The organism is Streptomyces sp. NRRL F-2580 (assembly GCF_000720115.1).
In the GTDB taxonomy this organism is placed as follows: domain Bacteria; phylum Actinomycetota; class Actinomycetes; order Streptomycetales; family Streptomycetaceae; genus Streptomyces.
In genome coordinates this window covers 1-25069 of sequence record NZ_JOIR01000044.1, presented here as the reverse complement: position 1 = coordinate 25069, position 25069 = coordinate 1, and the positions used below count along the sequence as shown (strand labels likewise).

23 protein-coding genes are annotated in these 25069 nt (G+C 73.5%); 3 read left to right on the top strand and 20 right to left on the bottom strand.

All coding sequences use genetic code 11. The features are described 5' to 3' along the window. Positions 1-65: 65 nt before the first annotated feature. From IF88_RS0133920 to IF88_RS0133880, 9 genes are all read right to left on the bottom strand, one after another. The gene (locus IF88_RS0133920; protein WP_037808041.1) at positions 66-2333 is read right to left on the bottom strand and encodes a bifunctional salicylyl-CoA 5-hydroxylase/oxidoreductase; all 2268 of its coding nucleotides are present in this window, start codon (positions 2331-2333) and stop codon (positions 66-68) included. A gap of 4 nt (positions 2334-2337) precedes the next feature. Beyond that, positions 2338-3165: an enoyl-CoA hydratase family protein gene (locus IF88_RS0133915; RefSeq protein ID WP_030721476.1), complete on the bottom strand. Its 828-nt coding sequence runs from the start codon at positions 3163-3165 to the stop codon at positions 2338-2340. 86 nt (positions 3166-3251) lie between these two features. Then, on the bottom strand, positions 3252-4271 hold the full coding sequence (gene argF, locus IF88_RS0133910) for an ornithine carbamoyltransferase (protein ID WP_030721473.1): 1020 nt from the start codon (positions 4269-4271) through the stop codon (positions 3252-3254). A gap of 121 nt (positions 4272-4392) precedes the next feature. Next, complete coding sequence (locus tag IF88_RS0133905; protein ID WP_030721469.1) at positions 4393-5619, bottom strand: arginine deiminase; 1227 nt, start codon at positions 5617-5619, stop codon at positions 4393-4395. Between the two features lie 46 nt (positions 5620-5665). Beyond that, positions 5666-6172: a hypothetical protein gene (locus IF88_RS0133900; RefSeq protein WP_234323794.1), complete on the bottom strand. Its 507-nt coding sequence runs from the start codon at positions 6170-6172 to the stop codon at positions 5666-5668. Positions 6173-6349: 177 nt separating this feature from the next. Then, positions 6350-8932 carry a polynucleotide kinase-phosphatase gene (locus tag IF88_RS0133895; protein WP_030721463.1) on the bottom strand — a complete coding sequence of 861 codons (2583 nt, stop codon included), beginning with the start codon at positions 8930-8932 and terminating at the stop codon, positions 6350-6352. Then, entirely contained in the window at positions 8929-10461 is a 1533-nt protein-coding gene (locus IF88_RS0133890) for a 3' terminal RNA ribose 2'-O-methyltransferase Hen1 (RefSeq protein ID WP_030721460.1), read from the bottom strand. The genes IF88_RS0133895 and IF88_RS0133890 overlap by 4 nt, the downstream gene beginning before the upstream one ends. A 62-nt stretch (positions 10462-10523) precedes the next feature. After that, positions 10524-11465: a homocysteine S-methyltransferase gene (gene mmuM / locus IF88_RS0133885; protein WP_051838016.1), complete on the bottom strand. Its 942-nt coding sequence runs from the start codon at positions 11463-11465 to the stop codon at positions 10524-10526. A gap of 11 nt (positions 11466-11476) precedes the next feature. After that, positions 11477-12403 (bottom strand): LLM class F420-dependent oxidoreductase, encoded by a 927-nt coding sequence (locus tag IF88_RS0133880; protein ID WP_030721455.1) that lies wholly within the window; start codon positions 12401-12403, stop codon positions 11477-11479. A 202-nt stretch (positions 12404-12605) separates the two neighbouring features. On the opposite strand from IF88_RS0133880, the gene IF88_RS41280 reads away from it, so the two are divergent. After that, positions 12606-12860: a hypothetical protein gene (locus tag IF88_RS41280; protein ID WP_051838015.1), complete on the top strand. Its 255-nt coding sequence runs from the start codon at positions 12606-12608 to the stop codon at positions 12858-12860. 64 nt (positions 12861-12924) lie between these two features. Here the strand turns inward: IF88_RS41280 and IF88_RS0133870 are convergent, their stop codons facing one another. From IF88_RS0133870 to IF88_RS0133855, 4 genes are all read right to left on the bottom strand, one after another. Beyond that, complete coding sequence (locus IF88_RS0133870) at positions 12925-13410, bottom strand: DUF6099 family protein (protein ID WP_030721452.1); 486 nt, start codon at positions 13408-13410, stop codon at positions 12925-12927. A gap of 123 nt (positions 13411-13533) precedes the next feature. Further along, positions 13534-13935 (bottom strand): nucleotide pyrophosphohydrolase, encoded by a 402-nt coding sequence (locus tag IF88_RS0133865; protein WP_030721449.1) that lies wholly within the window; start codon positions 13933-13935, stop codon positions 13534-13536. After that, positions 13932-15260, bottom strand: coding sequence for a hypothetical protein (locus IF88_RS0133860; protein ID WP_030721447.1), 1329 nt, complete (start codon positions 15258-15260; stop codon positions 13932-13934). The genes IF88_RS0133865 and IF88_RS0133860 overlap by 4 nt, the downstream gene beginning before the upstream one ends. A gap of 67 nt (positions 15261-15327) precedes the next feature. Next, a complete protein-coding gene (locus IF88_RS0133855) occupies positions 15328-15723 on the bottom strand; it encodes a cell division protein SepF (protein WP_030721444.1) in 396 nt (131 codons plus the stop codon). Positions 15724-15879: 156 nt separating this feature from the next. On the opposite strand from IF88_RS0133855, the gene IF88_RS0133850 reads away from it, so the two are divergent. Together IF88_RS0133850 and IF88_RS0133845 are read left to right on the top strand one after the other, a co-directional pair. Next, positions 15880-16587: a DUF2470 domain-containing protein gene (locus IF88_RS0133850; RefSeq protein WP_030721441.1), complete on the top strand. Its 708-nt coding sequence runs from the start codon at positions 15880-15882 to the stop codon at positions 16585-16587. A gap of 37 nt (positions 16588-16624) precedes the next feature. Next, positions 16625-17545 carry an NADP-dependent oxidoreductase gene (locus tag IF88_RS0133845; RefSeq protein ID WP_030721438.1) on the top strand — a complete coding sequence of 307 codons (921 nt, stop codon included), beginning with the start codon at positions 16625-16627 and terminating at the stop codon, positions 17543-17545. A gap of 99 nt (positions 17546-17644) precedes the next feature. On the opposite strand, the gene IF88_RS0133840 is transcribed toward IF88_RS0133845, so the two are convergent. The 7 genes from IF88_RS0133840 to ssuE all read right to left on the bottom strand — a co-directional run bounded on the left by IF88_RS0133840 (position 17645) and on the right by ssuE (position 24996). Continuing rightward, positions 17645-17998 (bottom strand): 4Fe-4S dicluster domain-containing protein, encoded by a 354-nt coding sequence (locus tag IF88_RS0133840; RefSeq protein ID WP_030721436.1) that lies wholly within the window; start codon positions 17996-17998, stop codon positions 17645-17647. Then, positions 17995-19587 (bottom strand): FAD-dependent oxidoreductase, encoded by a 1593-nt coding sequence (locus tag IF88_RS0133835; RefSeq protein WP_030721433.1) that lies wholly within the window; start codon positions 19585-19587, stop codon positions 17995-17997. Before IF88_RS0133835 ends, IF88_RS0133840 begins: the two co-directional genes overlap by 4 nt. Then, positions 19584-20918 (bottom strand): LLM class flavin-dependent oxidoreductase, encoded by a 1335-nt coding sequence (locus IF88_RS0133830; RefSeq protein ID WP_030721431.1) that lies wholly within the window; start codon positions 20916-20918, stop codon positions 19584-19586. The genes IF88_RS0133835 and IF88_RS0133830 overlap by 4 nt, the downstream gene beginning before the upstream one ends. Positions 20919-21084: 166 nt before the next feature. After that, positions 21085-22524, bottom strand: a complete 1440-nt coding sequence (locus tag IF88_RS49195) for an ABC transporter permease (RefSeq protein ID WP_267884547.1) — start codon at positions 22522-22524, stop codon at positions 21085-21087. Continuing rightward, positions 22521-23315: an ABC transporter ATP-binding protein gene (locus IF88_RS0133820; protein ID WP_030721423.1), complete on the bottom strand. Its 795-nt coding sequence runs from the start codon at positions 23313-23315 to the stop codon at positions 22521-22523. The genes IF88_RS49195 and IF88_RS0133820 overlap by 4 nt, the downstream gene beginning before the upstream one ends. 8 nt (positions 23316-23323) lie before the next feature. Next, entirely contained in the window at positions 23324-24358 is a 1035-nt protein-coding gene (locus tag IF88_RS0133815) for an ABC transporter substrate-binding protein (protein ID WP_030721421.1), read from the bottom strand. 77 nt (positions 24359-24435) lie between these two features. Then, entirely contained in the window at positions 24436-24996 is a 561-nt protein-coding gene (ssuE, locus tag IF88_RS0133810) for an NADPH-dependent FMN reductase (protein WP_030721418.1), read from the bottom strand. Between the last annotated feature and the right edge of the window lie 73 nt (positions 24997-25069).

Here is a 25069-nt window from a genome sequence, read left to right as displayed (position 1 = left end):
GAACATGTTTTCAATCTGAACACGTTCAAGGTGAGGCAACGCCGCCGTGCGTCACGCCGGCAGGCTCAGCCCCGGCCGGTGGGCGGTTTGCGGCTGCCGGCGCGGTACGGGGCCGGCCAGGGGGCGGCCGGGCCTTCGTAGGACTGGTCGGCGGCCGCGTGCAGGGTCCAGTGGGGGTCGTAGAGGTGGGGGCGGCCGAGGGCGCAGAGGTCGGCGCGGCCGGCCAGCAGCAGGGAGTTCACGTCGTCCCAGGAGGAGATGGCGCCGACCGCGATGACGGGGACGCCGAGCGCGTTGCGGATCCGGTCGGCGTACGGGGTCTGGTACGAGCGCCCGTACTCCGGGACCTCGTCCGCGACGACCTGACCGGTCGAGACGTCGATGGCGTCGGCGCCGTGCGCGGCGAAGGCGGCCGCGATCCGCACCGCCTCCTCGGGCGAGGTGCCGCCGGGCGCCCAGTCGGTGGCCGAGAGGCGGACCGTCATCGGGCGGTCCTCGGGCCAGACGGCGCGGACCGCGTCGAAGACCTCCAGCGGGAAGCGCAGCCGGTTCTCCAGGGAGCCGCCGTAGTCGTCCGTGCGGTGGTTGGTCAGGGGGGACAGGAAGCCGGAGAGCAGGTAGCCGTGGGCGCAGTGCAGTTCCAGGAGGTCGAACCCGCAATCGGCGGCCCGCACGGCGGCGGCCGCGAAGTCGGAGCGCAGCGCCACCAGGTCAGCCTGGTCGAGGGCGCGCGGGAGCGCCGAGACGCCTGGCCGGTAGGGCAGCTCGGAGGCGGCCACCAGCGGCCAGTTGCCCTCCGGGAGGGGGTCGTCCATGCCCTCCCACATGACCCGAGTCGAGCCCTTGCGGCCCGCGTGCCCGAGCTGGACGCCGAGCGCGGTGCCGGGTGCGGAGGTGTGGACGAAGTCGGTGATCCGCTGCCAGGCCGCCGCCTGCTCCTGGGTGTAGAGGCCGGCGCAGCCGGGGGTGATCCGCCCCTCGGCGGACACGCAGACCATCTCGGTCATGACCAGGGCGGCCCCGCCGAGGGCCCGGGCGCCCAGGTGCACGAGGTGGAAGTCCCCGGGGACGCCGTCGGCGGCCGAGTACATGTCCATCGGCGAGACGACGACCCGGTTGCGCAGGGTCAGACCGCGCAGGGTGAGGGGGGTGAACATCGGCGGGGTGTGCTCGTCCGGGCAGCCGAAGTCCCGTTCCACCGCCCGGGTGAAGCGCTCGTCGCGCAGCCGCAGGTTGTCGTGGGTGACCCGGCGGCTGCGGGTGAGCAGGTTGAAGGCGAACTGCCGGGCGGGCTGGTCGACGTATCCGGCGACCTCCTCGAACCAGGCCCGGCTCGCGGCCGCCGCCCGCTGGGTGCTGGCGACCGCGGGGCGGCGCGCCGCCTCGTACGCGGCGAGGGCGGCCGGTACGTCGCCCTCCGCGCCGGCCACCGCTTCGGCGAGCGCGAGCGCGTCCTCGACGGCCAGCTTGGTGCCGGACCCGATGGAGAAGTGGGCGGTGTGCGCGGCATCGCCGAGGAGCGCCACGTTGCCGTGTGACCAGCGGGCGTTGACGAGGGTGTCGAAGCGGGTCCAGGCCGAGCGGTTGCCGCGCAGCGGCCGGCCGCGCAGGGCCTCGCTGAAGGTCTTGGCGCAGCGGGCCGCGGACTCGTCCTCGTCGCAGAGGTCGAGGCCGGCCGCCCGCCAGACCTCCTCCCGCATCTCCACGATCACCGTGGAGGCGTCCGCCGAGTAGGGGTAGGCGTGCAGTTGCATGACCCCGTGCTCGGTCTCCGCGATCTCGAAGCGGAAGGACTCGAAGGCGAAGTCGGCGGCGAGCCAGATGTAGCGGCAGCGCCCGGGGGTCAGCGTCGGCCCGTAGTGCGCGGCCCGGGCCTCCCGGATCGCGCTGTGCACCCCGTCCGCCGCGACCACCAGGTCGTACGCGGAGGCGAGGTCCCGCACGTCGGGGGCCGCGGTGCGGAAGCGGAGCCGGACGCCGAGCCCGGCGCAGCGCTCGTGCAGGATCCGCAGCAGCCGGCGCCGCCCGATGGCGGCGAAGCCGTGGCCGCCGGAGGTCAGCAGCCGGCCCCGGTGCACGACGTCCACGTCGTCCCAGCGCACGAACTCGGCGCTCAGGGCGGCGTAGACGACGGTGTCGGCCCGCTCGATGCCGCCGAGGGTCTCGTCGGAGAGGACCACGCCGAAGCCGAAGGTGTCGTCCGGGGCGCGCCGCTCCCAGACCTCCACGGTGTGCCCCTGGCGGGCCAGCAGCGCGGCGGCGTACAGCCCGCCCGGCCCCCCGCCGACGACGGCGACCCGCATGGCGCCCGGAGACACGCGGCACGCTGGCATCCGGCTACCTGCCCTTCCAGGCGGGCGGCCGCTTCCCGGTGAAGGCCGCGTGGAACTCCGCGTAGTCCTGGCCGTTCATCAGCAGGGCCTGGGTGGCGGCGTCCAGCTCCACCGACGCGGCCAGCGGCATGTCGAGCTCGGCGGTGAGCAGTGCCTTGGTCTGCGCGTAGGCGAGGGCGGGGCCGGCGGCCAGGTGCGCGGCGAGTTCCGCGGCCCGTACGTGGGCCTTGCCCTCCTCGGTGAGCTCGCTGAGCAGGCCGATCCGCTCGGCCTCGGGGGCGCGTACGGGCTCTCCGAGCATCAGCAGCCGGGTGGCGTGGCCGAGGCCGACGACCCGGGGCAGCAGGTAGGCGGCGCCCATGTCCCCGCCGGAGAGTCCGACGCGGGTGAAGAGGAAGGCGAAGCGGGCGGTGGGGTCGGCGATGCGGAAGTCGGCGGCGAGCGCGAGGACGGCGCCGGCGCCGGCGGCCACGCCGTGCATGGCGGCGATCACCGGGAAGGGGCATTCGCGGATGGCGCGCACCACCTGGCCGGTCATCCGGTTGAAGTCGAGGAGCTGGGCGGTGTCCATGGCGAGGGTGGCGCCGATGATCTCGTCCACGTCGCCGCCGGAGCAGAAGCCCCGGCCCTCGCCGCCCAGGACGAGGGCGCGCACGGAACGCTCGCGGGACAGTTCGGCGAGCAGATCGCGCAGGTCGGCGTAGGCGCCGAAGGTGAGCGCGTTCAGCTTCTCGGGGCGGTCGAAGGTGACGGTGGCCACGCCGTCCTGCCGGGTCACCCGGAGGTGGTGCCACCGTTCGGTCGCTGCTGTGGAACCGGTGAAGGGGCTCACACGACCGACGGTATCAGCAGATCCTGACTTCCGTCACAGAAACGCGACACGCATCGCCGCGGGCGGGCCGCCCCTGCGGCGTATGACTATGCGTCACTCCGGCCGGGCCGGGCGAGCGTGGCGACGAGTACGGCCTTGATGGTGTGCAACCGGTTCTCGGCCTCGTCGAAGACGACGGAGTGCGCCGACTCGAACACCTCGTCGGTCACCTCCAGGGATTCGAGCCCGTGCCGCTCGTGGATCTCCCGGGCCACCTGGGTACCGAGGTCGTGGAAGGCCGGCAGGCAGTGCATGAACTTCACGTCCGGGTTCCCGGTGGCCCGCAGCACGTCCATGGTCACGGCGTACGGGGACAGGGCCGCGATGCGCTCGTCCCAGACCTCCTTGGGCTCGCCCATGGATACCCAGATGTCGGTCACCACGAAGTCCGCCTGCGCCACCCCCTCGGCGACCTCCTCGGTCAGCGTGATCCGGGCGCCGCTGCCCTCCGCGAGCTCCCGCGCCGCGGCCACCACCGGCTCGGCCGGCCAGTAGGCCCTGGGCGCGACGATCCGTACGTCCATGCCCAGCAGTGCGCCGGTCACCAGGTACGAGTTACCCATGTTGAAGCGGGCGTCGCCGAGGTAGGCGAAGGCGATCCGGTCCAGCGGCTTGGTGGTGTGCTCGGTCATGGTGAGCAGGTCGGCCAGCATCTGGGTCGGGTGCCAGTCGTCGGTGAGCCCGTTGAAGACGGGGACGCCCGAGTGGGCGGCGAGCTCCTCGACCGCCTGCTGACTGTCACCCCGGTACTCGATCCCGTCGAACATCCGGCCCAGCACCCGCGCGGTGTCCTTGACCGACTCCTTGTGGCCCATCTGGGAGCCGGCGGGGTCGAGGTAGGTGGTGTGGGCGCCCTGGTCCGCGGCCGCGACCTCGAAGGCGCAGCGGGTCCGCGTCGAGGTCTTCTCGAAGATCAGCGCGATGTTCCTGCCCTGGAGCAGGCGCTGCTCGACCCCGGCCTTCTTGGCCGCCTTCAGTTCGGCGGCGAGCTCGATCAGGCCGCGGAACTCGGCGGCCGTGAAGTCGAGCTCCTTGAGAAAACTACGGCCGGCGAGGTCGGTGGCCATGGGGTCGCTCCAGCGTCACGGTGACAGGGGATGCTGGAAGTCTATACGATGCTCCGTATTGATATACAGAGACCCCTCCCTCCCCCGCCCCCTCTCCCCGGGCCGGTGGCCGCCCGGGGCCTCAGACCGCGTCCCGCTCCACCGGACAGCTCATGCAGCGCGGACCGCCACGGCCCCGCCCCAGTTCGCTGCCCGGGATCTCGATCACCTCAATGCCCTGCTTGCGCAGGTGTGTGTTGGTCGTCACGTTCCGCTCGTACGCGACCACCACCCCCGGCTCCACGGCCAGCACGTTGCACCCGTCGTCCCACTGCTCGCGTTCCGCCGAGTGCACGTCCTGGGTCGCGGTCAGCACCCGGATCGAGTCCAGGCCGAGCGCCGCCGCGATGGCCCGGTGCATGTGCTCCGCCGGGTGGTCGGTCACCTTCAGCTCCTGCGGCCCGGCACCCGGCTCGATCGTGTAGGAGCGGAGCATGCCGAGCCCCGCGTACTGAGTGAACGTATCTCCGTCCACCATCGTCATCACCGTGTCCAGGTGCATGAACGCCCGGCTCTTCGGCATGTCCAACGCCACGATGGTGGTGGCCGAGCCGGCGGCGAACAGGCCCCGCGCCAGCATCTCCACCGCCTGCGGCGTGGTGCGCTCGCTCATCCCGATCAGCACCGCGCCGTTGCCGATGACCAGCACGTCCCCGCCCTCGATGGTCGAGGGGTAGTCCGCCTGCCCCTGCGACCAGTAGTGGAAGGCGCCGGAGGAGGTGAAGAGCGGGTGGTGCTTGTAGATCGCCTCGAAGTGGACGGTCTCGCGCTGCCGGGCCGGCCAGCGCATCGCGTTGATGGACACCCCGTCGTAGATCCAGGCGGAGGTGTCCCGGGTGAAGAGGTGGTTGGGCAGCGGCCCGAGCAGGAAGCCGTCGGTGTCCAGGGCGTGGAAGCGCACGGACACCGGCTCGGCGTGCCGCTCCAGGAACTCCCGCTTGGTCATCCCGCCGACCAGCGCCTCCGCCAGCTCGGCCGAGGGCAGCCCGTCGAAGACCGACCGCAGGTGGTCGGTGGCGAGCGGCCCGTACTCCTTCTCGTCGAAGACCCGGTCCAGTACGAGGTGTCTGGCCTCCGGGATGTCGAGGGCCTCGCACAACAGGTCCCCGAAGAGGTGGACCTCCACCCCCCGGTCCCGCAGCACGTCCGCGAAGCCGTCGTGCTCCTGGCGGGCCCGGCGCACCCACAGCACGTCGTCGAAGAGGAGCGCGTCCTTGTTGCTCGGTGTGAGCCGCTTCAGCTCCAGGTCGGGCCGGTGGAGGATGACGCGGCGAAGCCGCCCGGTCTCGGAGTCGACATGGAATCCCATGCCGTACACGTTCGCAGACCGGGCGGCCTTTTGAGGTGGCGTCCGCTCAGCGGGGGGTGCCGAGGCCGAGAAGGGCCGAAGGGGCGCCGGTGAGTTCCGGGGTGGTCAGGCCCAGTTCGGGCGCGGCCAGGTTCGGGATCCCGGAGTTGGAGGCGTCCGGCATCGTCAGCAGACCGCCGGCGACCAGCCCGGGGGTCCGGGCGAGCAGGTCGGTGGCGGGGGCCTCCACGGAACCCTCGCCGTCCGTCTCCGGCTTGCCCAGCAGGTTCGGCACCGGGGAGGTGACGAGGGTGCGGCCGAGCTCGGTGCCGATCGGGAGCACCGGGAGCAGTGGGCTCGGGAGCATGTCCCCCTTGTGGAAGCGGGGCGCCTCGGGCGCTCCCACGACCGGCACCGGCACGCCCGTGCCCACGCGCGGGGTGTCCACGCCCAGCGTGGTCTTCACGGCGTCCAACGGCACACCGACCGGCACCGAGTCCGCCGCGGCCGGGGTGGCCGCGCCGGCCGCGGCCATACAGGTCATGAGCGCCGCAATGCTTCCGCGCGCGGTCATCTTCATAAGTGACGTTCCGTCCTTCCAGGGTCGCGGACATTCCGCTGCCCTGGTTGAACGATCCCGCCGGTGGGTTTCCCGGAGTTCTCCGCGAAAGTTCCCCCATACGACCTAATTAGCGGCCGTACGGGGGCCGCTCCTTTACGGGTCGTGCTGACTGGGGCCGGCCCCGCCCCCTCAGAGCCGCGGGTCCACCGGCTCCGACTCCAGGGCGAGCACCGCGAAGACGGCCTCGTGGACCCGCCACAGCGGCTCCCCGGCCGCCAGCCGGTCCAGCGCCTCCAGCCCGAGCGCGTACTCGCGCAGGGCGAGTGAGCGCTTGTGCCCGAGGAACCGCTCGCGCAGCCGCTCCAGGTGGTCCGGCCGCGTGTACTCCGGGCCGTAGATGATCCGCAGGTACTCGCGCCCGCGCACCTTGACCCCGGGCTGCACCAGGCGGCCCTTCCCGTCCCGGGCGTACGCCTGGAGGGGCTTGACCACCATGCCCTCACCGCCGGCGGCCGTCAGCTCCAGCCACCAGTCGGTGCCGGCCCGTACGGAGTCCTCGTCCGCGGTGTCCACCAGGATCCGGCCGGTGCGGCGCAGCAGCCCGGTTCCCGCCGCCTCATCGGCGGCGACGAGGCGGTCCAGCCAGAACAGTTGCTCGTCGTGGGGCACGGCGGCCAGCGACCGCCCGGCCGCCGCCAGCAGCTGGAAGGGAGCGAACCGTACGCCGTCCAGCCCGTCGGTGGTCCAGCAGTAGCGGCGGTATGCCTCGGTGAAGGCGGCCGCGTCGGCGGCCCGGCCGCGCTGGCGCTCCAGCAGCTCCCCGGTGTCGACGCCCCGGGCCGCGGCCGCCTCCAGGGCGGCGATCGCGCCCGGGAAGACGGCGCCCGAGGCCGCGCCCACGGCGGCGTACTGGTTGCGCAGCAGTCCGCCGGACTTCAGGGACCAGGGCAGCAGTTCGCCGTCGACGAGCAGCCAGTCCGTGCCGAGCTCCTCCCAGAGGCCGGCGCCGGTGACCGCCGAGCGGAGCCGGGTGAGGACCTCCTCGGTGACCTCCGGATCCTTGAAGAAGGGCCGCCCGGTGCGGGTGTAGACGGAGCCGGTCGGGCCGTCGGCGCCGAAGCGCTCGCGGGCCGCGTCGGCGTCCTTGCAGACCAGGACGGTGGCGCGGGAACCCATGTGCTTCTCCTCGCACACGACCTGGGCGATGCCGTCCGCGCGGTACTGCGCGAAGGCCTCGGCCGGGTGCTCCAGGTAGCCCTCTTCACGGGAGGTGGCGGTGGGCGCCATGGTCGGCGGCAGGTACGGGACCAGCCGCGGGTCCACCGCGAAGCGGCTCATGACCTCCAGGGCCGCCGCCGCGTTCTCCTCGCGCACGTTGACGTTGCCCAGGTGCCGGGTCTCCACGACCCGGCGCCCGTGCACGTCGGCCAGGTCGAGCGGGCGCCCCTCGTGGCCGCCCGGCGCCTCGGCGGCGAGCGGCTTGACCGGCTCGTACCAGACCTTCTCGGCCGGTACGTCGACCAGTTCGCGCTCCGGCCAGCGCAGCGCGGTCATCTTCCCGCCGAAGACGGCCCCGGTGTCGAGGCAGATGGTGTTGTTGATCCAGGCGGTGTTCGGGACCGGGGTGTGGCCGTAGACCACGACGGCCTTGCCGCGGTAGTCCTCCGCCCACGGGTAGCGCACGGGCAGGCCGAACTCGTCGGTCTCGCCGGTGGTGTCCCCGTACAGGGCGTGCGAGCGGACCCGGCCGGAGGTGCGGCCGTGGTACTTCTCGGGCAGGCCGGCGTGGCAGACCACCAGCTTGCCGCCGTCGAGCACGTAGTGACTGACGAGGCCGCGGATGAACTCCCGTACCTCCTCGACGAACTCCGCCGGCTCCCGCTCCAGCTGCTCGATGGTCTCGGCGAGGCCGTGGGTCCGCTGGACCTTGGAGCCCTTGAGGTACCGGCCGAGCTTGTTCTCGTGGTTGCCGGGCACGCACAGGGCGTTGCCGGACTTCACCATGCCCATGACGCGGCGCAGCACGCCGGGGCTGTCCGGGCCGCGGTCGACGAGGTCGCCGACGAAGACGGCCGTGCGGCCCTCGGGGTGGACGCCGTCCTCGTAGCCGAGCTTGGCGAGGAGGGTCTCCAGCTCTGAGGAACAGCCGTGGATGTCACCGACGATGTCGAAGGGGCCGGTGAGGTGGGTGAGGTCGTTGAAGCGCTTCTCCAGGACCACCTCGGCGGTCTCGGCCTCCTCGACGGTGCGCAGGACGTGGACCTTGCGGAAGCCCTCGCGCTCCAGGCCGCGCAGCGAGCGCCGCAGGTCGCGGCGGTGGCGCTGGATGACGGCGCGGGGCAGTGCGGCCCGGTCGGGGCGGGCCGCGTTGCGCTCGGCGCAGACCTGTTCGGGCAGGTCCAGGACGATGGCGATGGGCAGGACGTCGTGCTCGCGGGCCAGCTGGACCAGCTGACGGCGGGCGTCGGCCTGGACGCTGGTGGCATCGACGACGGTGAGGCGGCCGGCGGCGAGGCGCTTGCCCGCGATGTAGTGCAGGACGTCGAAGGCGTCGCGGCTCGCGCTCTGGTCGTTCTCGTCGTCGGAGACCAGGCCCCGGCAGTAGTCGGAGGAGATGACCTCGGTCGGCTTGAAGTGCTTGCGGGCGAAGGTGGACTTGCCCGATCCGGTGGCCCCGATCAGGACGACGAGGGACAGGTCGGTGACGGGAAGTACGCGGGTGCGGTGGGGCCGGGTGTCGGTCTCGGTCTCGGTGCCGGTCTCGGTGGTCATGCTGCCTCGCCCTCCTTCGGGGTGTCGGTGGCGGTGTCCGTGTGGGCGGCCGGGTCGGTGGTGCTCTCGGTGGTGCTCTCAGTGGTGGTGTCGGGCTGGGTGAAGACGGCCATCTGGGTCGGCGGCCCGACCTCGGGGTCGTCGTCGCCGACGGGGACGTAGGCGACCTCGTACCCGTGGCGCGCCGCCACGGAGCCGGCCCAGGCGCGGAACTCCTCGCGGGTCCACTCGAAGCGGTGGTCGCCGTGCCGGACGTGCCCGGCGGGCAGGGTCTCCCAGCGGACGTTGTACTCGACGTTCGGCGTGGTCACGAGGACCGTGCGGGGGCGGGCCGAGCCGAACACCGCGTACTCCAGCGCGGGCAGCCGCTCCGGGTCCAGGTGCTCGATGACCTCGCTGAGCACGGCCGCGTCGTAGCCGGCCAGCCGTTTGTCGGTGTAGGCGAGCGAGCCCTGCAGGAGCGTGACGCGCGAGCTCTGCCGCTCGCCCAGCCGCTCCAGGCGCAGCCGCCGGGCAGCCGTGTTCAGGGCCCGTACCGACACGTCCATGCCGACGATCTCGGTGTACGCGGGGTCCTTGAGCAGGGCCTGCACCAGCTGGCCCTGTCCGCAGCCGAGGTCCAGCACCCGCTGGGCACCCGCGGCGCGCAGCGCGGCGAGGATCGCCTCGCGCCGCTGCGCGGCGAGCGGCACGGGCCGCTCCTGCGTGTCCCGCGTCTCGTCCACGGCGTTGTCGAGCTCCTCGACCTCGCTGCCGTCGGCCTCGGCGAGGCGGACCAGCTCCAGGCGCTCGATGGCGTCCTGGGTCAGCCGCTTGTGGCGGGCCAGGTAGCGGGAGCTGATCAGCCCGTTCTCGGGGTGGGCGGCGAGCCAGCCGTCTCCGGCGCGCAGCAGCTTGTCGACCTCGTCGGGGGCGATCCAGTAGTGCTTGGCGTCGTCGAGCACCGGCAGCAGCACGTAGAGCTGGCGCAGGGCGTCCGCCAGGCGCAGTTCCCCTTCCAGGACGAGGCGTACGTAGCGCGAGTCGCCCCACTCGGGGAACTGCCCGTCGAGCGGCAGGGCCTCGGCCTGTACGAGGTCCCAGCCGAGCGGGTCGAACAGCCGGTGCACCAGCTCGGCCCCGCCGCGGGCGGGCAGCACCGGGATCTCGATGCGCAACGGCAGCGCTCGCTCGGGCAGTTCCGGGCGGAGGACGCACTGGCCCTTGAGGGCGGTGCGGAACACCCCGCTGAGCGCGACGGCGAGCAGCGAGGAGGCGGCGTACGGGCGGTCGTTGACGTACTGCGCGAGCGCGGCGTCGGGCGCTCCGCCCCGGCCCTTGCCCTTGCCGCGCCGCACGAGCGCGACGGGATCCACCTCCAGCAGCAGGGCCGCCGTGCACCGTTCGGCCGTGGCCTCGGGATAGAACACGTGGGCGGTGCCGTGGGAGGTGGAGAACGCCTGCGTCTTCCCGGGATGCTTGTGCAGCAGGTAGCCCAGGTCGGTGGCGGATCGTTCAGGGGAGCCGGTGGTGGAGATCGTCAGGAACACACGCCCGATTGTTGCTGGTCACCGCCCCTGAGCGCCTCTCGTTTTCCGGGCGGAGGCGGGGGTCAGGCCGGATCCGCGCCGGGGGCCTCCCGGCCCTCCCCCGGGTGGACGGCGGTGGCCAGCGCGGCGATCCCGGCGGGGCCGATGCGGCAGCAGCCGCCGATCAGGCGGGCGCCGGAGCGGTGCCAGGCGCGCGTGGGCCAGGGGGCCGGGGTCCCGGGGGCGTGCCAGGTGTGGGTGGCGGCGTCCCAGACGGAGCCGTCGTTGGGGTAGGCCAGGAGCGGCTTGTGGGTGGTGGCGGCCGCCGCTTCGAGGGCGGGCAGGACCTCGGCCGGGTCACAGCAGTTGACGCCGACCGCGATGATCTCCGGGGCGTCCGCGGCGAGGGCGAAGGCCTCGCGGAGGGGCGCGCCGGAGCGGGTGCGGCCGTCGGCCACGGTGTAGGCGAGCCAGGCCGGGGCGCCGGTCTCCGCGAGGACGGTGAGCACGGCCTCGGCCTCGTCCGGGTCGGGGAGGGTCTCCACGGCGAGGACGTCGGGGCCGGCGTCGAGCAGGGCCTCGATGCGGGGGCGGTGGAAGGCGGCGAGCTCGCGCACGCTCAGGCCGTACCGGCCGCGGTACTCGGAGCCGTCCGCGCGCACGGCCCCGTACGGGCCCACCGACGCGGCCACCCACACCTCGTGGTCGGCGGACTCGGCCGCGCGGGCGGCGAGGGCGACGCTGCGGTGCAGCAGGGCGGTGGTCGCGGCCCGGTCGTACCCGTGGGCGGCGAAGGCCTCGTAGCCGACCTGGTAGCCGGCGGTGATCAGCACCTCGGCGCCGGCCCGCGCGTACGCCGTGTGGGCCGCCTCCACCTGGTCCGGCCGCTCGGCGAGCACCCGGCCCGTCCAGAGGCCGCCGGACAGGTCGCAGCCCTGGTCGGCGAGCTGGTTGCTCAGACCGCCGTCCAGGATCACGGTCCTGTGGCCGAGGGCCTCGGCGAGCGGGCCGGACGCGCGGGGCACGGGGGTGGCTCCTACCGGCCGAGCTGGGAGAGCACCTGGGCGGAGATCAGCTCCAGGTGGTCCAGGTCGTCGAGGTCGAGCAGCTGGAGGTAGACGCGGGAGGCGCCGGCGGCCCCGTAGGCGCCGATCTTCTCGACGACCTCGGCCGGGGAGCCGGCCAGGCCGTTGGCCTTGAGCTCGTCCACGTCCCGGCCGATGGCGGCGGCCCGGCGGGCCACCTCCGCGTCGTCCTTGCCCACGCACACGACGAGGGCGTTGGAGTAGACCAGCTCCTCGGGCTTGCGGCCGGCCTCCTCGGCGGCCTCCCGGACGCGGCCGAACTGCCGCTCGCTGTCGGCGACCGAGGCGAACGGCATGTTGAACTCGGACGCGTAGCGCGCGGCGAGCCGCGGGGTGCGCTTGGCGCCGTGGCCGCCGATGAGGACGGGGACCTTCGCCTGGGCGGGCTTGGGGAGCGCGGGTGAGTTCTCCACCTGGTAGTGGCGGCCCGCGAAGTCGAAGGTGGCGCCGGTCTCGGTGGCCCACATGCCGGTGACGATGGCCAGCTGTTCCTCCAGCCGGGACATCCGGTCCGCCGGGAAGGGGATGCCGTACGCCTTGTGCTCCTCCTCGAACCAGCCCGCGCCCAGGCCCAGTTCGACGCGGCCGCCGGACATCTGGTCCACCTGGGCCACCTGGATGGCGAGGACGCCGGGCAGCCGGAAGGTGCCGGCCGTCATCAGCGTGCCCAGGCGGATCCGCTTGGTCTCGCGGGCCAGGCCGGCGAGGGTGATCCAGGCGTCGGTGGGGCCGGGCAGGCCGTCGGCGGATCCCATCCTCAGATAGTGGTCGGAGCGGAAGAAGGCGTCGAAGCCCAGATCCTCGGTGGCCTTGGCGACGGTCAGGAGGGTGTCGTAGCTCGCACCCTGCTGCGGCTCGGTGAAAATGCGCAGATCCATGTACCCATCCTGCCCTTCCCGCCCCGGCAGGGTGAATCTGCGTCAACCGGACGGTCCACCCGGGACGGCGCCAGTGACCAGCCCGGATGGGGATCGTTTCCTCGGACGGAGCCGGACCGCCCGGCCCGCGCGCCGGCGGACTCTCGCCGGTGCGTCCACCGCCCCCTTCCGCCTCGGAAGGGCCAGGGCCGAGGAGGCCGCCATGTCCCACGAGGCCGTGCCGGAGACCCCACGACAGACCGGACCGAACGGACCGGCCGGACAGGCAGCACACGAGTACGCCCACCAGGAGCCCGCGGTACCCGCCCAGGGCGGTGGCGCGCCGCAGGGCCTGCTCCAGCAGATGGAGGAGCTGCTGGCGGCGCTGAACGCCGACCTCTCCCAGCTCGACGCCGATCTCCAGTCCTCCACGGACCGCACCGCCGAGGGCGAGCGCCCGTCCTACCGGTCGTCCTGACCGTGCGGGTCCCGCCGCGCACGGCGGGGCCCACTCGCTTCACCCGCGCCGTCGAAGCGTCCGCTCAGGCCACGCCCGAGGCGGATCCCCGCTCCCGGACCACCATGCGGCGCAGGATCGCCCGTACCCGGTCGCTCGACTCGTCAGCCGCGTCGATCGACTCTATGCACTGCCAGTACAGGGTCTCGTCGTCCGTGCCGCAGGCCACCCCGACCAGGGCTATCCCCACTTCGCCCAGCAGCGCCTGAAGCCCGAGCAGCACCTGTCGGACGTCCGAGACCTCGCTCAGCTGCGCCGCCCGCGGCGGATACTCGGGCGCACTGCCCTCGCCGCGCAGGGCGGCTCTGTCGAGCACCCCGCATCCTCTGCCTCCCGCTTCCCCCAGTCCCCGTGCCTCCGATCTCAGCTCCGGCGGCCCGGTGACCGCCAGATAGCTCCCGATCCCCTGCGCGAGCGCCTGGGCCTGCCAGGCCTCGCCCACGATGTCCCACGCAGCCCCACTCTGTGCCAGCGCGTGCCGACCGACCGCGATGAGCCGTACCGCATCCATATGCCGTCCCCCGTCCGCACGACATCCCGCCGTCCTCACCACTACCCAGAGTGAGGGCAACAAGCCAGTAAAGCCAGGGGTATTCGGAAAATGTGGACAGAAACGTGATTGTGGATGAGTCCATCACTCCGAAGAGTGACGATTCGGTGTCGGTGTACCGGTCACGGGGAAGCGGAGTTCGTTCCTCTCGATCTTCGCCGCGAGCGCATCCAGCACATCCACCCCGAGGACCTCACAGAACTGCAGCAGATACGCGAGCACGTCGGCCACCTCATCGGCCACGCGGTGGGCGGTTTCCGGCTTCTCCATGACCTTCGCCGACTGTTCCGGTGTCAGCCACTGGAAGATCTCGACCAGTTCGGCCGCCTCCACGCTCAGCGCCACGGCCAGGTTCTTGGGCGTGTGGTACGGCTCCCAGCCGCGTGCGGCCGCGAACTCCGCGAGCCGGCGCTGCAGTCGGTCCAGCCGTTCGTCGGGCCGCTGCTCGGGCCGCGGCTCGGGCTGCGGCTCCTGGTTCTCGTTCATGCCGTCAGGTCTACCATCGCGACGCCCGGGAGGCGGCGGGCGGCCGCCGCGGTACCCTCCCCCACCGCCGCCACCAGCCGGATGTGGCCGCGCGCCCCGGACAGCAGGGCCAGGCGCAGCAGCTCGGCGCTCTGGTTCCGGTCCAGGCCGCGGTCGAAGCCGTCGGCCAGCACGGTCAGGGCCTGCTGCGCGGAGAGCAGTTCGGCGGCCGGATCCATGGCCAGCACTCCCGGGCCGGTCAGCAGGACCAGTGCCAGCGCGAGGAAGCGCAGCTCGCCCGCGCCGAGGCGGGCCAGTTCCGTGGCGGGCCGGGCGGGGCCGCGGTCCAGTACGGCCGTGACCGCCCCGCCGCCCGCGGGGGCCCGTACGTCGAGGCCGGCGACGGGCCCGGCGCAGCCGGTGCGGGCCGCTCCGGCCAGCAGCGCGTGGCGGGTGCCGCATTCGTGGCGGGTCCGGCGCAGTACGTCGGCCAGGTTGGCGCAGTCGCCGAGCAGCCGGCCCTCCCCGGGCGGGACGGCGGCGCGCATCCGGTCCGGGCGGGGGTCGCAGGGGAACACCGAGCGCAGGGCGACCACGACCTGCTCGGCGGCGGCCAGGACCTGTCGCTGGCCGGCCGTGGAGCCGGCGACGCGCAGCGGGAGCAGCGCCGTCCCGAGCCGGTCGTCGGGCAGCGGGGCCCGGGTGACGCCGATGGCGCCGCCGGTCAGCCAGGCGGCCTGGACGGAGCGCCGGCCGGGGTCGCGCAGGGCGGTGGCGAGCAGGATCTGCCCGTCCTGCGAGAGCCGTTCGCCGACGATCCGCAGCGCGGGCTCGGCCTGGACGGCGAGGTCGAGCCGGACCGGTCCGGCGGGGCCGTCGACCGTGCAGCCGAGGCGGAATCCGCGCCGCCGCTGGGCGTCGGGCACGGCCAGGTCGGGGATGCGGGCGCGCGGGTCCGGGAAGGCCTCCTCCAGCGTGGCGCCGGAACCGAGCCCCGCCAGGGCCTCGTAGGCGGCCAGGGCCTGGGACTTGCCGCTGCCGCTCGGCCCGGCGAAGAGGGTGACGGGGCCGAGCGGGAAGGCCGCCGACCGGTGCGGTCCAAAGGCGGAGAGCCGCAGTTCGGTGACCACGGGCCGCCGGTGCGGCTGCTGCCTCGGGGACTCGGCGCGCGTCGGCGCGGCCTGCGCGGGCACGGTGGGGCCGTCGGTCCACGCGCCGTCGGCCGGAGCGCCCTCGGCTAACGAGGGGTCGACGTCGGGGGCGGGTGCGGCGGGGGCGAGGGCAGGTGCGGCGAGGGCGGGTGCGGCGGGGGCCGGGCCCACCGCCGCGTCCAAGGTGGCGTCCATGCGCGGGACGGTACGGGCCGCCGGACCCCCCGTGGACCCGGCGAACCGTTCCCTCGCGGGGACCTTCCTACGATCGGGGGACGGCCGCGGCCGCGATGCCCTCGACCTCGGTCCCCACCGGCGCCAGCAGGAAGACGTTCCGGTCCACCCGGTGCATCCCGCTGCCCAGCCCGAAGACCACGCCGCTGCTGAAGTCCAGGATGCGCTTGGCCACTTCACTGTCCGCGCCGGTGAGGTCGAGCAGCACCGGGATCTGCGCGATGAGGTACTCCGCCACCTCCCGCGCGTCCGCGAAGATCTGAACTCTGATCACCACGAAGCGCCGCTGCTCCGCCACCGACGCTCCGGGCGCCTTGGGAATCGTGCGGTGGTCCACCCGGGAGGGCCATTCGTTGCGACTGCGCAGGGGGACCACCTGCGCGAGCCCCTCCCACTGTTCGTCGGTGACGTCGTACCTGCTCACCGGGCCGCCTCGGCCGCGCGCTTCTTGTGCATCCCCCCATCCTCTCGCGTTTCACCCGTTCAGCCCAACAGCGACACGAACCACGCCGGTACTCCCGGGACGCAAGATGAGTTAGGTTAGGCATACCTAACCCACTCGGACGATGGAGAGATCCGCATGCGCATGTCCGGTGCTCCCGCCACCCCGGCCGCCCGGCCCACCGACGCCGAGCGGATCCGGTCGATCCTGACCGCCGCCCACTCCATGACGCTGATCACCGACGAGCGGCGCACCGAGGTCCGCCACCTCGACGGCGGCGACCCGATGGGCAGGCTGCACCTGCACCCCGCCGAACCGGGCGGCGACGACGAGTACCGGCCCACGATCCGGCTGGAGTTCACCGACGTCGCCCCCACCCCCGTACGAGACCGGGTGCGCGCCCGCGTCACCGTGCTGGGCCGCCTGCTCACCCCGTACTCGGACGAGGCCGCCGACTCCACCTGCGTGGAGTTCGGCCAGGCCGTCCTGGAAACCGGACGCGGACTCGCGTACGTCGGCCTGGAGGAGCTGGAGGCGGCCCGCCCCGACCCGCTCGCCCCGTACGAGGCGGGCATGCTCACGCACCTCCTCGACGACCACCACGACCTCGTCACCCTGCTGCTGCGCCTGGTCCGGCCGCTGCCCACCTCCGCCGTCGTGCGCGCGCTCCCGGTCGCCATGGACCGGTACGGGATCACCCTGCGGCTGGAGGAGCGGCGCGGCCACCGGGACGTGCCGCTGCCCTTCCCCTCCCCCCTCGACGACGTCGAGCAGTCGGGTACGCAGATCCAGGCGCTCTTCGCGGCGGCCCGCCGGAGCTCGCACCGCAACACCCTGCCAGCGTGAGGGAATAGGGTCCGGCGGGGCCCGGTTGGGAACGATCATGAAGGCCATCACGTACAGCGCATACGGAACTGCCGAGAACCTCACGCTCGTTGACGTACCGGAGCCTAAGGTGGGACCGGGCGAGGTGCTCGTCCGCGTCAAGGCCGCCGGGGTCAACCCGGTGGACTGGAAGCTCGCCGCCGGGTACCTCGACCCGATCCTCGAAGTCCGCCATCCCGTCATACCCGGCTGGGACGTCGCCGGAGTCGTCGAGGCGGTCGGCCCGGACACCTTCGAGTTCGCCGTGGGCGACGAGGTGTACGGCTACGTCCGCAAGGAATGGGTGGAGCTCGGCACCTACGCCGAACTGGTCAGCGCCCCCGTCCGCACCCTCGCCCGCAAGCCCCGCGCGCTGAGCTTCGAGCAGGCCGCGGGCATCCCGCTGGCCGGCCTCACGGCCTACCAGTCCCTCACCCGCGTGGGCGTCAAGGCCGGCGAGACCGTCGTCATCCACTCCGCGGCGGGCGGCACGGGCTCCTTCGGCGTGCAGATCGCCGTCGCGCTCGGCCTGCGGGTCATCGGCACGGCCGGCGCGCACAACCACGACTACCTGCGCGGGCTCGGCGCCGAACCGGTGCTGTACGGGGAGGGCCTGGCGGACCGGATCCGCGAGCTGGCGCCCGAAGGCGTCGACGCGGCCCTGGACTTCTACGGGGACGACGTCGTGGAGACCCTGCAGTCCCTGGTCAAGGAGCGCGGCCGGGTCGTCTCCATCGCCGACCACCAGGCCGCCGCCAAGGGCGCCCACCAGCTGTGGGTGCGCCCCGACACGGCCGACCTGACGTTCCTCGCGGAACTGGCCGACGCGGGCGGCCTCACCGTCAACGTGGAGCACGCGCTGCCGCTCGCCGAGGCGGCCAGGGCATGGGAGCTGAGCACCGCGGGCCGCACGCGCGGCAAGATCGTCCTGACGGTCTGACGCGAGGACCGGCGGGGGCAGGGGGCCCGCCCTGATCGCCCCGACCGCCCCGACCGTCGGGGGCGGGGCGGTCCGCGCGGAACGCCCCTCCCCCGGCCCTCAGGACGTGATCGGCCGCAGGTCCCCTCCCAGCGGCGGCCCGATCGCCCTGAGCGACCCGGGCGTCCGGCCCTCGCCCCAGCCGATCTCGCGCCGGTAGCTGCCGAGCAGCCCGCGGTCCGCCAGGGCCGCCTCGTCCCGTACGGCCGGGTCGTCCCCCGCCGGGCGGGTCAGCGGCGAGACGAACAGCGCGTCCGCCGGGCAGTTGGCCTCGCACAGGAAGCAGGTCTGGCAGTCCTCCTGCCGGGCGAGCAGCGGGATCCCCCCGGGGCCGCGCTCGAAGACGTCCGTCGGGCACACCTCGATGCACTTGTCACAGGTGATGCACCGTTCGTGCGAGACCAGCTCGATCACGCCGCCACCCCCGTGCCCGCCGGGGCCGCAGGCCGGGTCCACACCCGGTCCAGGCCGCCCACCAGGATCCGGTGGTGCAGTGCCGGGTCCTGCTGCGGATGGTCCAGCCGCTTGGCCATCCCACGGGTCTCGGGCCGGGCGAGGGCGGCCGCGTACATCCACCGCGCGTGCGCCGTCATCGCGGCCGCCTGCCGGGCCCGGACCAGCTCCGCGCCCTCGCCGTGGAGCGTGGCCCTCAGCCGCGACCAGGCCGCGTCCAGGGTCCGCAGCGAGGCGGCGAGGACCTCACCGCGGCGCAGGTAGTTCTTGTCGTACGGGAGCACCTCCGCCTGTACGAGTTCCACGGCGGCCCGGTGCCCGCCCGGCTCGGCCCGGTGTCCCGTCGGGCGCAGCCCGGCTCCGCCGACGCCGGTGACGGGGCGGTCGGCGGCCCGTCCCCACGGACCGAGGGACAGGGCGTGCGCGGCGGCGCCCCGGCCTGCCCAGCTGCCGGAGGAGACGGCCCAGGCGGCGTTGTGGCTGCCGCCTCCGGTGAAGCCGCCGCAGATCTCCTCACGGGTGGCCGCGTCCCCGGCGGCGTACAGGCCCGGGACGCCGGTGGCGCAGTCGTCGCCGGTGATCCGGATGCCGCCGGTGCCGCGGACCGTGCCCTCGGCGAGCAGGGTCACGGCGAAGCGGTCGGTGAAGGGGTCGATGCCGAGCCGGTCGAAGGTGAGGAAGAAGTTGGGCTGGGCCAGGCGCATGGCGGCCCGGGCCTTCTCGTCGGCGCGGTCGAGGCGCGCGTACACGCGGGCGCCCGTGAGGAGTTCGCGGGCGATCGCCGAGCGGCCGCCCTGGCTGGCCGCGCCCTCCAGCACGCTGCCGTCCTCCTGGGAGAAGGTGGCGAAGGAGTAGAAGGCGGTCTTGGTGACCGAGGTGCCCTCGGGGGCGATCCCGTAGGCGTTGGAGAACTCCATGCCGGAGAGCTCCGCCCCGGCCTCGGCGGCGAAGAGCGCGCCGTCGCCGGTGTTGGTGTTGGTGCCGAGCGCCCCGCTGAGGAAGGCGCAGCCGCCGGTGGCGAGGACCACGGCGCCGGCCCGGACCCGGTAGTGCTCCCGGGCCTGGCGGCGGTAGCCGGCGGCGCCCGCGACGGCGCCGTCCGCGTCGGTGAGCAGTTCGGTGACCGGGCTGTGGTCGAGGATCTCGACCCCGGCGCGGCGGATCCGGATGCGCATCCGCCGCATGTACTCGGGGCCTTGGAGGCCGCCCCGGAGCGGCCTGCCGTCGGGCCCGGTGGGGAAGGGGTAGCGGCCCTCGGTGGCCAGCTCGTTCATCCTGTCGTACGTCTCGTCGAGGACCCGGGCCATCCACCGCCGGTCGGCCAGGTAGCCCCCGAGGCCCTCGCGGGAGGCCATGGCCGCCTCGCGGGCGGCCGGCTCGGGCGGCACGTACCAGACGCCGGTGCCGCCGGCGGCCGTGGCGCCGCTCGTCCCGCAGTAGCCCTTGTCCGCGAGGACGACCCGGGCCCCGGCCCGGGCCGCCTTGAGGGCGGCCCAGGTCGCGGCCGGTCCGCCGCCGACGACGAGGACGTCGGTGCCGTGATCGGTCATGCGCTCCCCCTGGTGTGGCGGTTGGCCGGCCGGGCCAGGCCGTAGTTCTCGCGGAGGGTGCGGCCGGTGTACTCGGTGCGGAACAGGCCGCGCCGCTGCAGGATCGGCACGACGTGGTCGACGAAGTCGGTCAGGCCCGTGGGCAGGACGGGCGCCATGATGTTGAAGCCGTCGGCGGCGCCCTGCGCGAACCACTCCTCCAGCTGGTCGGCGATCTGCTCGGGGGTGCCCGCGAAGGTGCGGTGGCCGCGGCCGGCGCCGAGACGGGCGATCAGCTCGCGCAGGGTGAGGCCGTCACGGCGGGCGAGCTCGGCGACGAGGGTGAAGCGGCTCTTGTTGCCGTTGACGTCCCGTTCCTCGGGCAGGTCGGGCAGCGGGCCGTCGAGCGGCAGGCCGGTCAGGTCCACGTTGAGCATGCCGGAGAGCTGGGCGAGGCCGTACTCCGGCACCTGGAGGTCGGTCAGCTGCTGCTCCAAGGCCTTGGCCTCGGCCTCGGTGGAGCCGATGACCGGGGCGATGCCGGGCAGCACGAGCAGGTCGCCCTCGGTGCGGCCGTACTTGGCGAGGCGGGACTTGAGGTCCTTGTAGAAGGTCTGGCCGTCGGCGAGGGTCTGCTGCGCGGTGAAGACGGCCTCGGCGTACTGGGCGGCGAACTCCTTGCCGTCCTCGGAGGAGCCGGCCTGCACGAGGAGCGGGTGTCCCTGGGGCGAGCGCGGGACGTTGAGCGGTCCGGCGACACCGAAGTACTCGCCGCGGTGGGCGGCGGGGTGGAGCTTGTCGGTGTCGGCGTAGATGCCGCCCTCCTTGTCGAGGACGATCGCGTCGTCCTCCCAGCTGTCCCAGAGCTTGGTGGCGACGTCGAGGAACTCGCGGGCGCGGTCGTAGCGGAGGTTGTGCGCCAGGTGCTCGTCGCGGTTGAAGTTGCGGGCCTCGTCGACGGTGCCGGAGGTGACGATGTTCCAGCCGGCGCGGCCACCGCTGATGTGGTCGAGGGAGGCGAACTTCCGGGCGGTGTTGAAGGGCTCGTTGAAGGTGGTGGAGACGGTCGCGATCAGCCCGATGTGCTCGGTGACGGCGGCGATGGCGGACAGCAGGGTGAGGGGCTCGAAGCCGCCGAGGGCGTTGTAACGGGCCTTGCCCCAGAGGGCGAGTCCGTCGGCGAAGAAGATGGAGTCGAGCCGTCCGCGCTCGGCGGTGCGGGCCAGTTCCTGGAAGTACCTCAGGTCGGTGACCCGTTCGGGGGTGCTGTCGGGGTGGCGCCAGGCGGCGTCGTGGTGCCCGGCGTTCATGAGGAAGGCGTTGAGGTGGAGGGTCCGGGGGGTGGTGGTCATGACTGTTCCTCGTGTGTCAGGTGGTGCGAAGCGGGGGTCGGGCACCGGGCGGCGGGCGTCGGGTGCCGGGCGTCGGGTGCCGGGCGTCGGGTGCCGGGCGTCGGGTGCCGGACGTCGGGTGCATCAGCCGTGGGGCATCAGGCACCGGGCGTCAGGCCGGGGCGCGTCAGGCCGGGACGCGCCAGGTGCTGAGGCGGCGTTCGATCGTGACCAGCAGCTGGTTGAAGGCCACACCGATGGCGGAGATGGTGACGATGCCCGCGTACATCTGCGGGATCGCGAAGTTGAACTGCGAGGCGTTGATCAGATAGCCGAGGCCGGCCTTGGCGCCGATCATCTCGGCGGCGACGAGGACGAGGATGGAGACGGCGCCGGCGAGCCGGATGCCGGTGAAGATGGCCGGTACGGAGGCCGGGAGGATCACCTTCTGGAACAGGCGGGGCGTCGAGAGGTCCATTGACCGGGCGAGCCGGATCAGGGTGGGATCGGCGTTGCGGACGGCGCTGATGGTGTTGAGCAGGACGGGCCAGAGGCAGGCGTAGACGACGATCGACACCTTCGAGGTCTCGCCGATGCCGAGGAGCAGGACGAACACCGGGAGCAGCGCGAGGGCCGCGGTGTTGCGGAAGACCTCCAGCAGCGGCCCGAGGAAGTCGGCGAGCGGCCGGTACCAGCCGATGAGCAGGCCGAGCGGGACGGCGACGGCCACGGCGATGCCGAAGCCGCCGAAGGAGCGGATCAGGCTGGCCTGGGTGTGGTCGGCGAGCTGGCCGTCGCCGGCCAGCTCCCACCAGGCGACGGCCACCTCGCTGATGGGCGGCAGGAAGGTGGCGTCGACCAGGCCGGCGCGCGGGGCGAACTCCCAGAGGGCGACCAGCGCGAGGATCGCGGCGGTCCGGACGGCGACGGCCTTCAGGGCGCGTACGACGGCGAGCGCGGCGGACTTCGTACGGGCGGGGGCCGGCCCGCGGGCGGCGCCGGCGTCGGCGTCGCCGTCGCCGACGGCCGGGGGCTTCCCGGCCGGGGCCGGGGCCGGGGCCGAGGCCGAGGCAGCGGCCGGAGCCGAGGCAGGGGCCGAGGCAGCGGCAGGGGCCGGAGCCGAGGCAGGGGCCGAGGCAGCGGCCGGGGCCGAGGCAGCGGCCGGGGCCGAGGCAGGGGTCTTGGGCGCGGAGGGTCCGTCCACGGCGGCGGTGCCAGCGTCCGGGACGGACCCGGCCGGGACGGCGACAGGGCCGGTCCCGGCCGGAGCCGGAGCCTGGGCCTGGGCCTGGGCCTGGGCCGGAGCCTGGGTCTCGAGGGCGGAAGCTCCGTCCGCGGCGGCAGTCCCGGCGGCGGCGGTGACGGCCTGCGCGGCCGGGACGGATCCGGCCAGGGCGGAGGCTGGGGCGAGGCCGGATTCCGCCGGGGCCGGGGCTCGGCCGGACTCCGCCGGGGCCGGCGCGGAGTCGGCCGGGGTCGGGGCGGAGTCCGCCGGGGTCGGGGCGGAGTCCGCCGGGGTCGGGGTCGGGGCGGAGTCCGCCGGGGTCGGGGTCGGGGCGGAGTCCGCCGGGGTCGGGGTCGGGGCGGCCGGGGTCGCCAGGGGGGTGGTGTCGGTTCCGGTGCTCATGCGGCTGCCGCCTCCTTCTCCAGTTGCTGGGCGCGGGCCACCTCGTCGTGGAGGAGGTTCCAGATCTCGTGCCGGTAGCGGGCGAACTCCGGGCTGGACCGCAGGGCCTCCCCCAGCAGTCCGTCGCGGTCGCCGAAGGAGACCGGGACGACCTCCTTGACCCGGCCGGGCCGGGAGGTCATGACGGCCACCCGCTGCCCGAGGTAGACCGCCTCCTCGATGCCGTGCGTGATGAAGACGACGGTCTTGCCGGTCCTCTGCCAGATGCGGCGCAGCTCGTCCTGGAGGGACTCGCGGGTCTGCGCGTCGAGCGCGGCGAACGGCTCGTCCATCAGCAGCACGTCCGGGTCGTACGCCAGCGCGCGGGCGATGGCGACGCGCTGGCGCATGCCTCCGGACAGCTGGTGCGGGTGCCGGTCCTCGAAGCCGGTCAGTCCGACGAGGTCCAGGAACTCCCTGGCCCGGGCGGCGCGTTGGCGGCGCGGCACACCGGTGGCTTCCAGGCCGAACTCGACGTTGCCCTGGGCGGTGCGCCATGGCAGCAGCGCGTACTGCTGGAAGACGATGCCCCGGTCCAGACCCGGCCCGGTGACCGGCTTGCCGTCGAGCAGGATCCGGCCGCCCGTCGGACGCGACAGCCCGCCGAGGAGGTCGAGGAGCGTGGACTTGCCGCAGCCGCTGGGTCCGACGACCACGAGGAACTCCCCGCTGCGGATCTCCAGGTCGATGCCGTCGAGGGCGGTGAACTCCCCGAAGGTCTTGCGCACTCCCTCGAACACGATCTTCGTCATGATGGCCGTCACCCCTTTCCGTAGGCGTTGAACTCGTTGGTGTAGAGGTCGGACGGCTTGAACTGCCCCTGCTTGATGTCGCCGCGCTCACCGAGCCAGTCGAGCCAGAGCTGGAACTCCTGGTCGGGGATCCGGCCGCCCGTCTCGGCGATCCCGTACGAGCGCCAGTACTGCAGGGCGGTGGTGTCCTCGTTGCGGCCGCGCTTCTTGACGATCTCGGTCATCCGGGCGACGGCCTCCTCGCGCGGGGTGGTGCGGGACCACTCGATGGCCTTGGCCACGCCCGTCACGAAGGTCCGTACGGTGTCCGGGTTCTGCTTGATGAAGCGCTCGGTCATGATGTAGGTGCCCGCGCTGAACGGGCCGAGCAGTTCCACGTCGGTGAACAGCGGGCGGATGCCGCCGGCGGCGACGGCCTTGTCGCGCAGGATGCCGGTGAGCACCCCGACCTCGATCTGCTTCGCGCGCAGCGCCTGTTCGGTGTTGACGGGCGGTATCACCAGGGCCTCGACCTTGGCCGCGTCCGCCTTGGAGAGGCCGTTGCGGCTGAGGTAGGTGTCGAGCAGCGCCTGGTAGTGGGCGCCCAGGGTGTTCATGCCGACCTTCTTGCCGATCAGGTCCCGGGCGGAGCGGATCGGGCTGTCCTCCAGGACGAAGTAGCCGGCGTAGGAGTACTGGTCCGAGCCGTAGGAGGAGATGAGCGCCTTGATCGGCGCCTTGCCGGCGGCGAGCTTGATGACCGCGCCGTTGAAGGCGCTCCCGAAGTGGGTCTGGCCGGTGGCGGCGGACTGGATGTCCTGCGGGCCGCTGATGGTGTTGCCGACCCATTCGAGCGTGACGTCCTCGAAGTAGCCGAGGTCGGCGGCGAGTTCGGGGAGCGTGACCGCACCGACCGAGCCCTGGTACTTCAGGGTCTTGACCTGCGAGCCCGATCCGCCGCCCGTGGCGGTGGCCGTGCCGCAGCTCACCGCGGCCGCCGAGATGCCGAGCAGGGTCAGGAACTGGCGTCGGGAGGTGCGGGTCGAGGTGAATCCTGCGGGCATGACGAGGTCCTTGTCGGTGCGGTTGCGTGGTGGCGTCGGGTTGTCGGGTTGTCGGGTTGTCGTGTCGTGTTGTCGTATTACGGAGCGGTGGTGAGCGCGGCGGCGGCGGGCGCGGCGCGCAGGGCCTCCGCGAACTCGTCGACCGCCTGGAAGAGATCGAGCTCGGCCTCGGGCCGCAGCCGGTCGGGGCCGGAGCCGCGCTCGACGGAGGAGTCGAGGACGAACCGGCCGGCGGTGACGTGCCGGGCGCCGAGGGCGGCGAGCACGGGGCGCAGGGCGTAGTCGATGGTCAGGACGTGGGCGAGGCTGCCGCCGGTGGCCAGCGGGAGAATCGTCTTGCCGGCGAGGCCGTCCTGCGGGAGCAGGTCGAGGAAGGCCTTGAGCAGGCCGGTGTACGAGGCCTTGTAGACCGGGGTCGCGATGACCAGGCCGTCCGCCTCGGCCACGGCTTCGAGCGCCCGGCGGATCTCGGGCTCGCCGCGGCGGGCGGCGAGCAGGTCGGCGGCTGGGAGCTCGCGCACGGACAGGTGTGCGGTGCCGAAGCCGGAGTGGGACAGGCGGCGCAGCACGTGGTCGGCCACGACGGCGGTACGGGAGTGGGCGGAGGGGCTGCCGGTGATGGCGAGCAGGTGGGGCACGGGGGCTCCTTGGGTGGCGTACGGGAGCGGTCGGGGCGGTGCTGGGCGGGGGGTGCTGGGCGGGGGGGGGGGG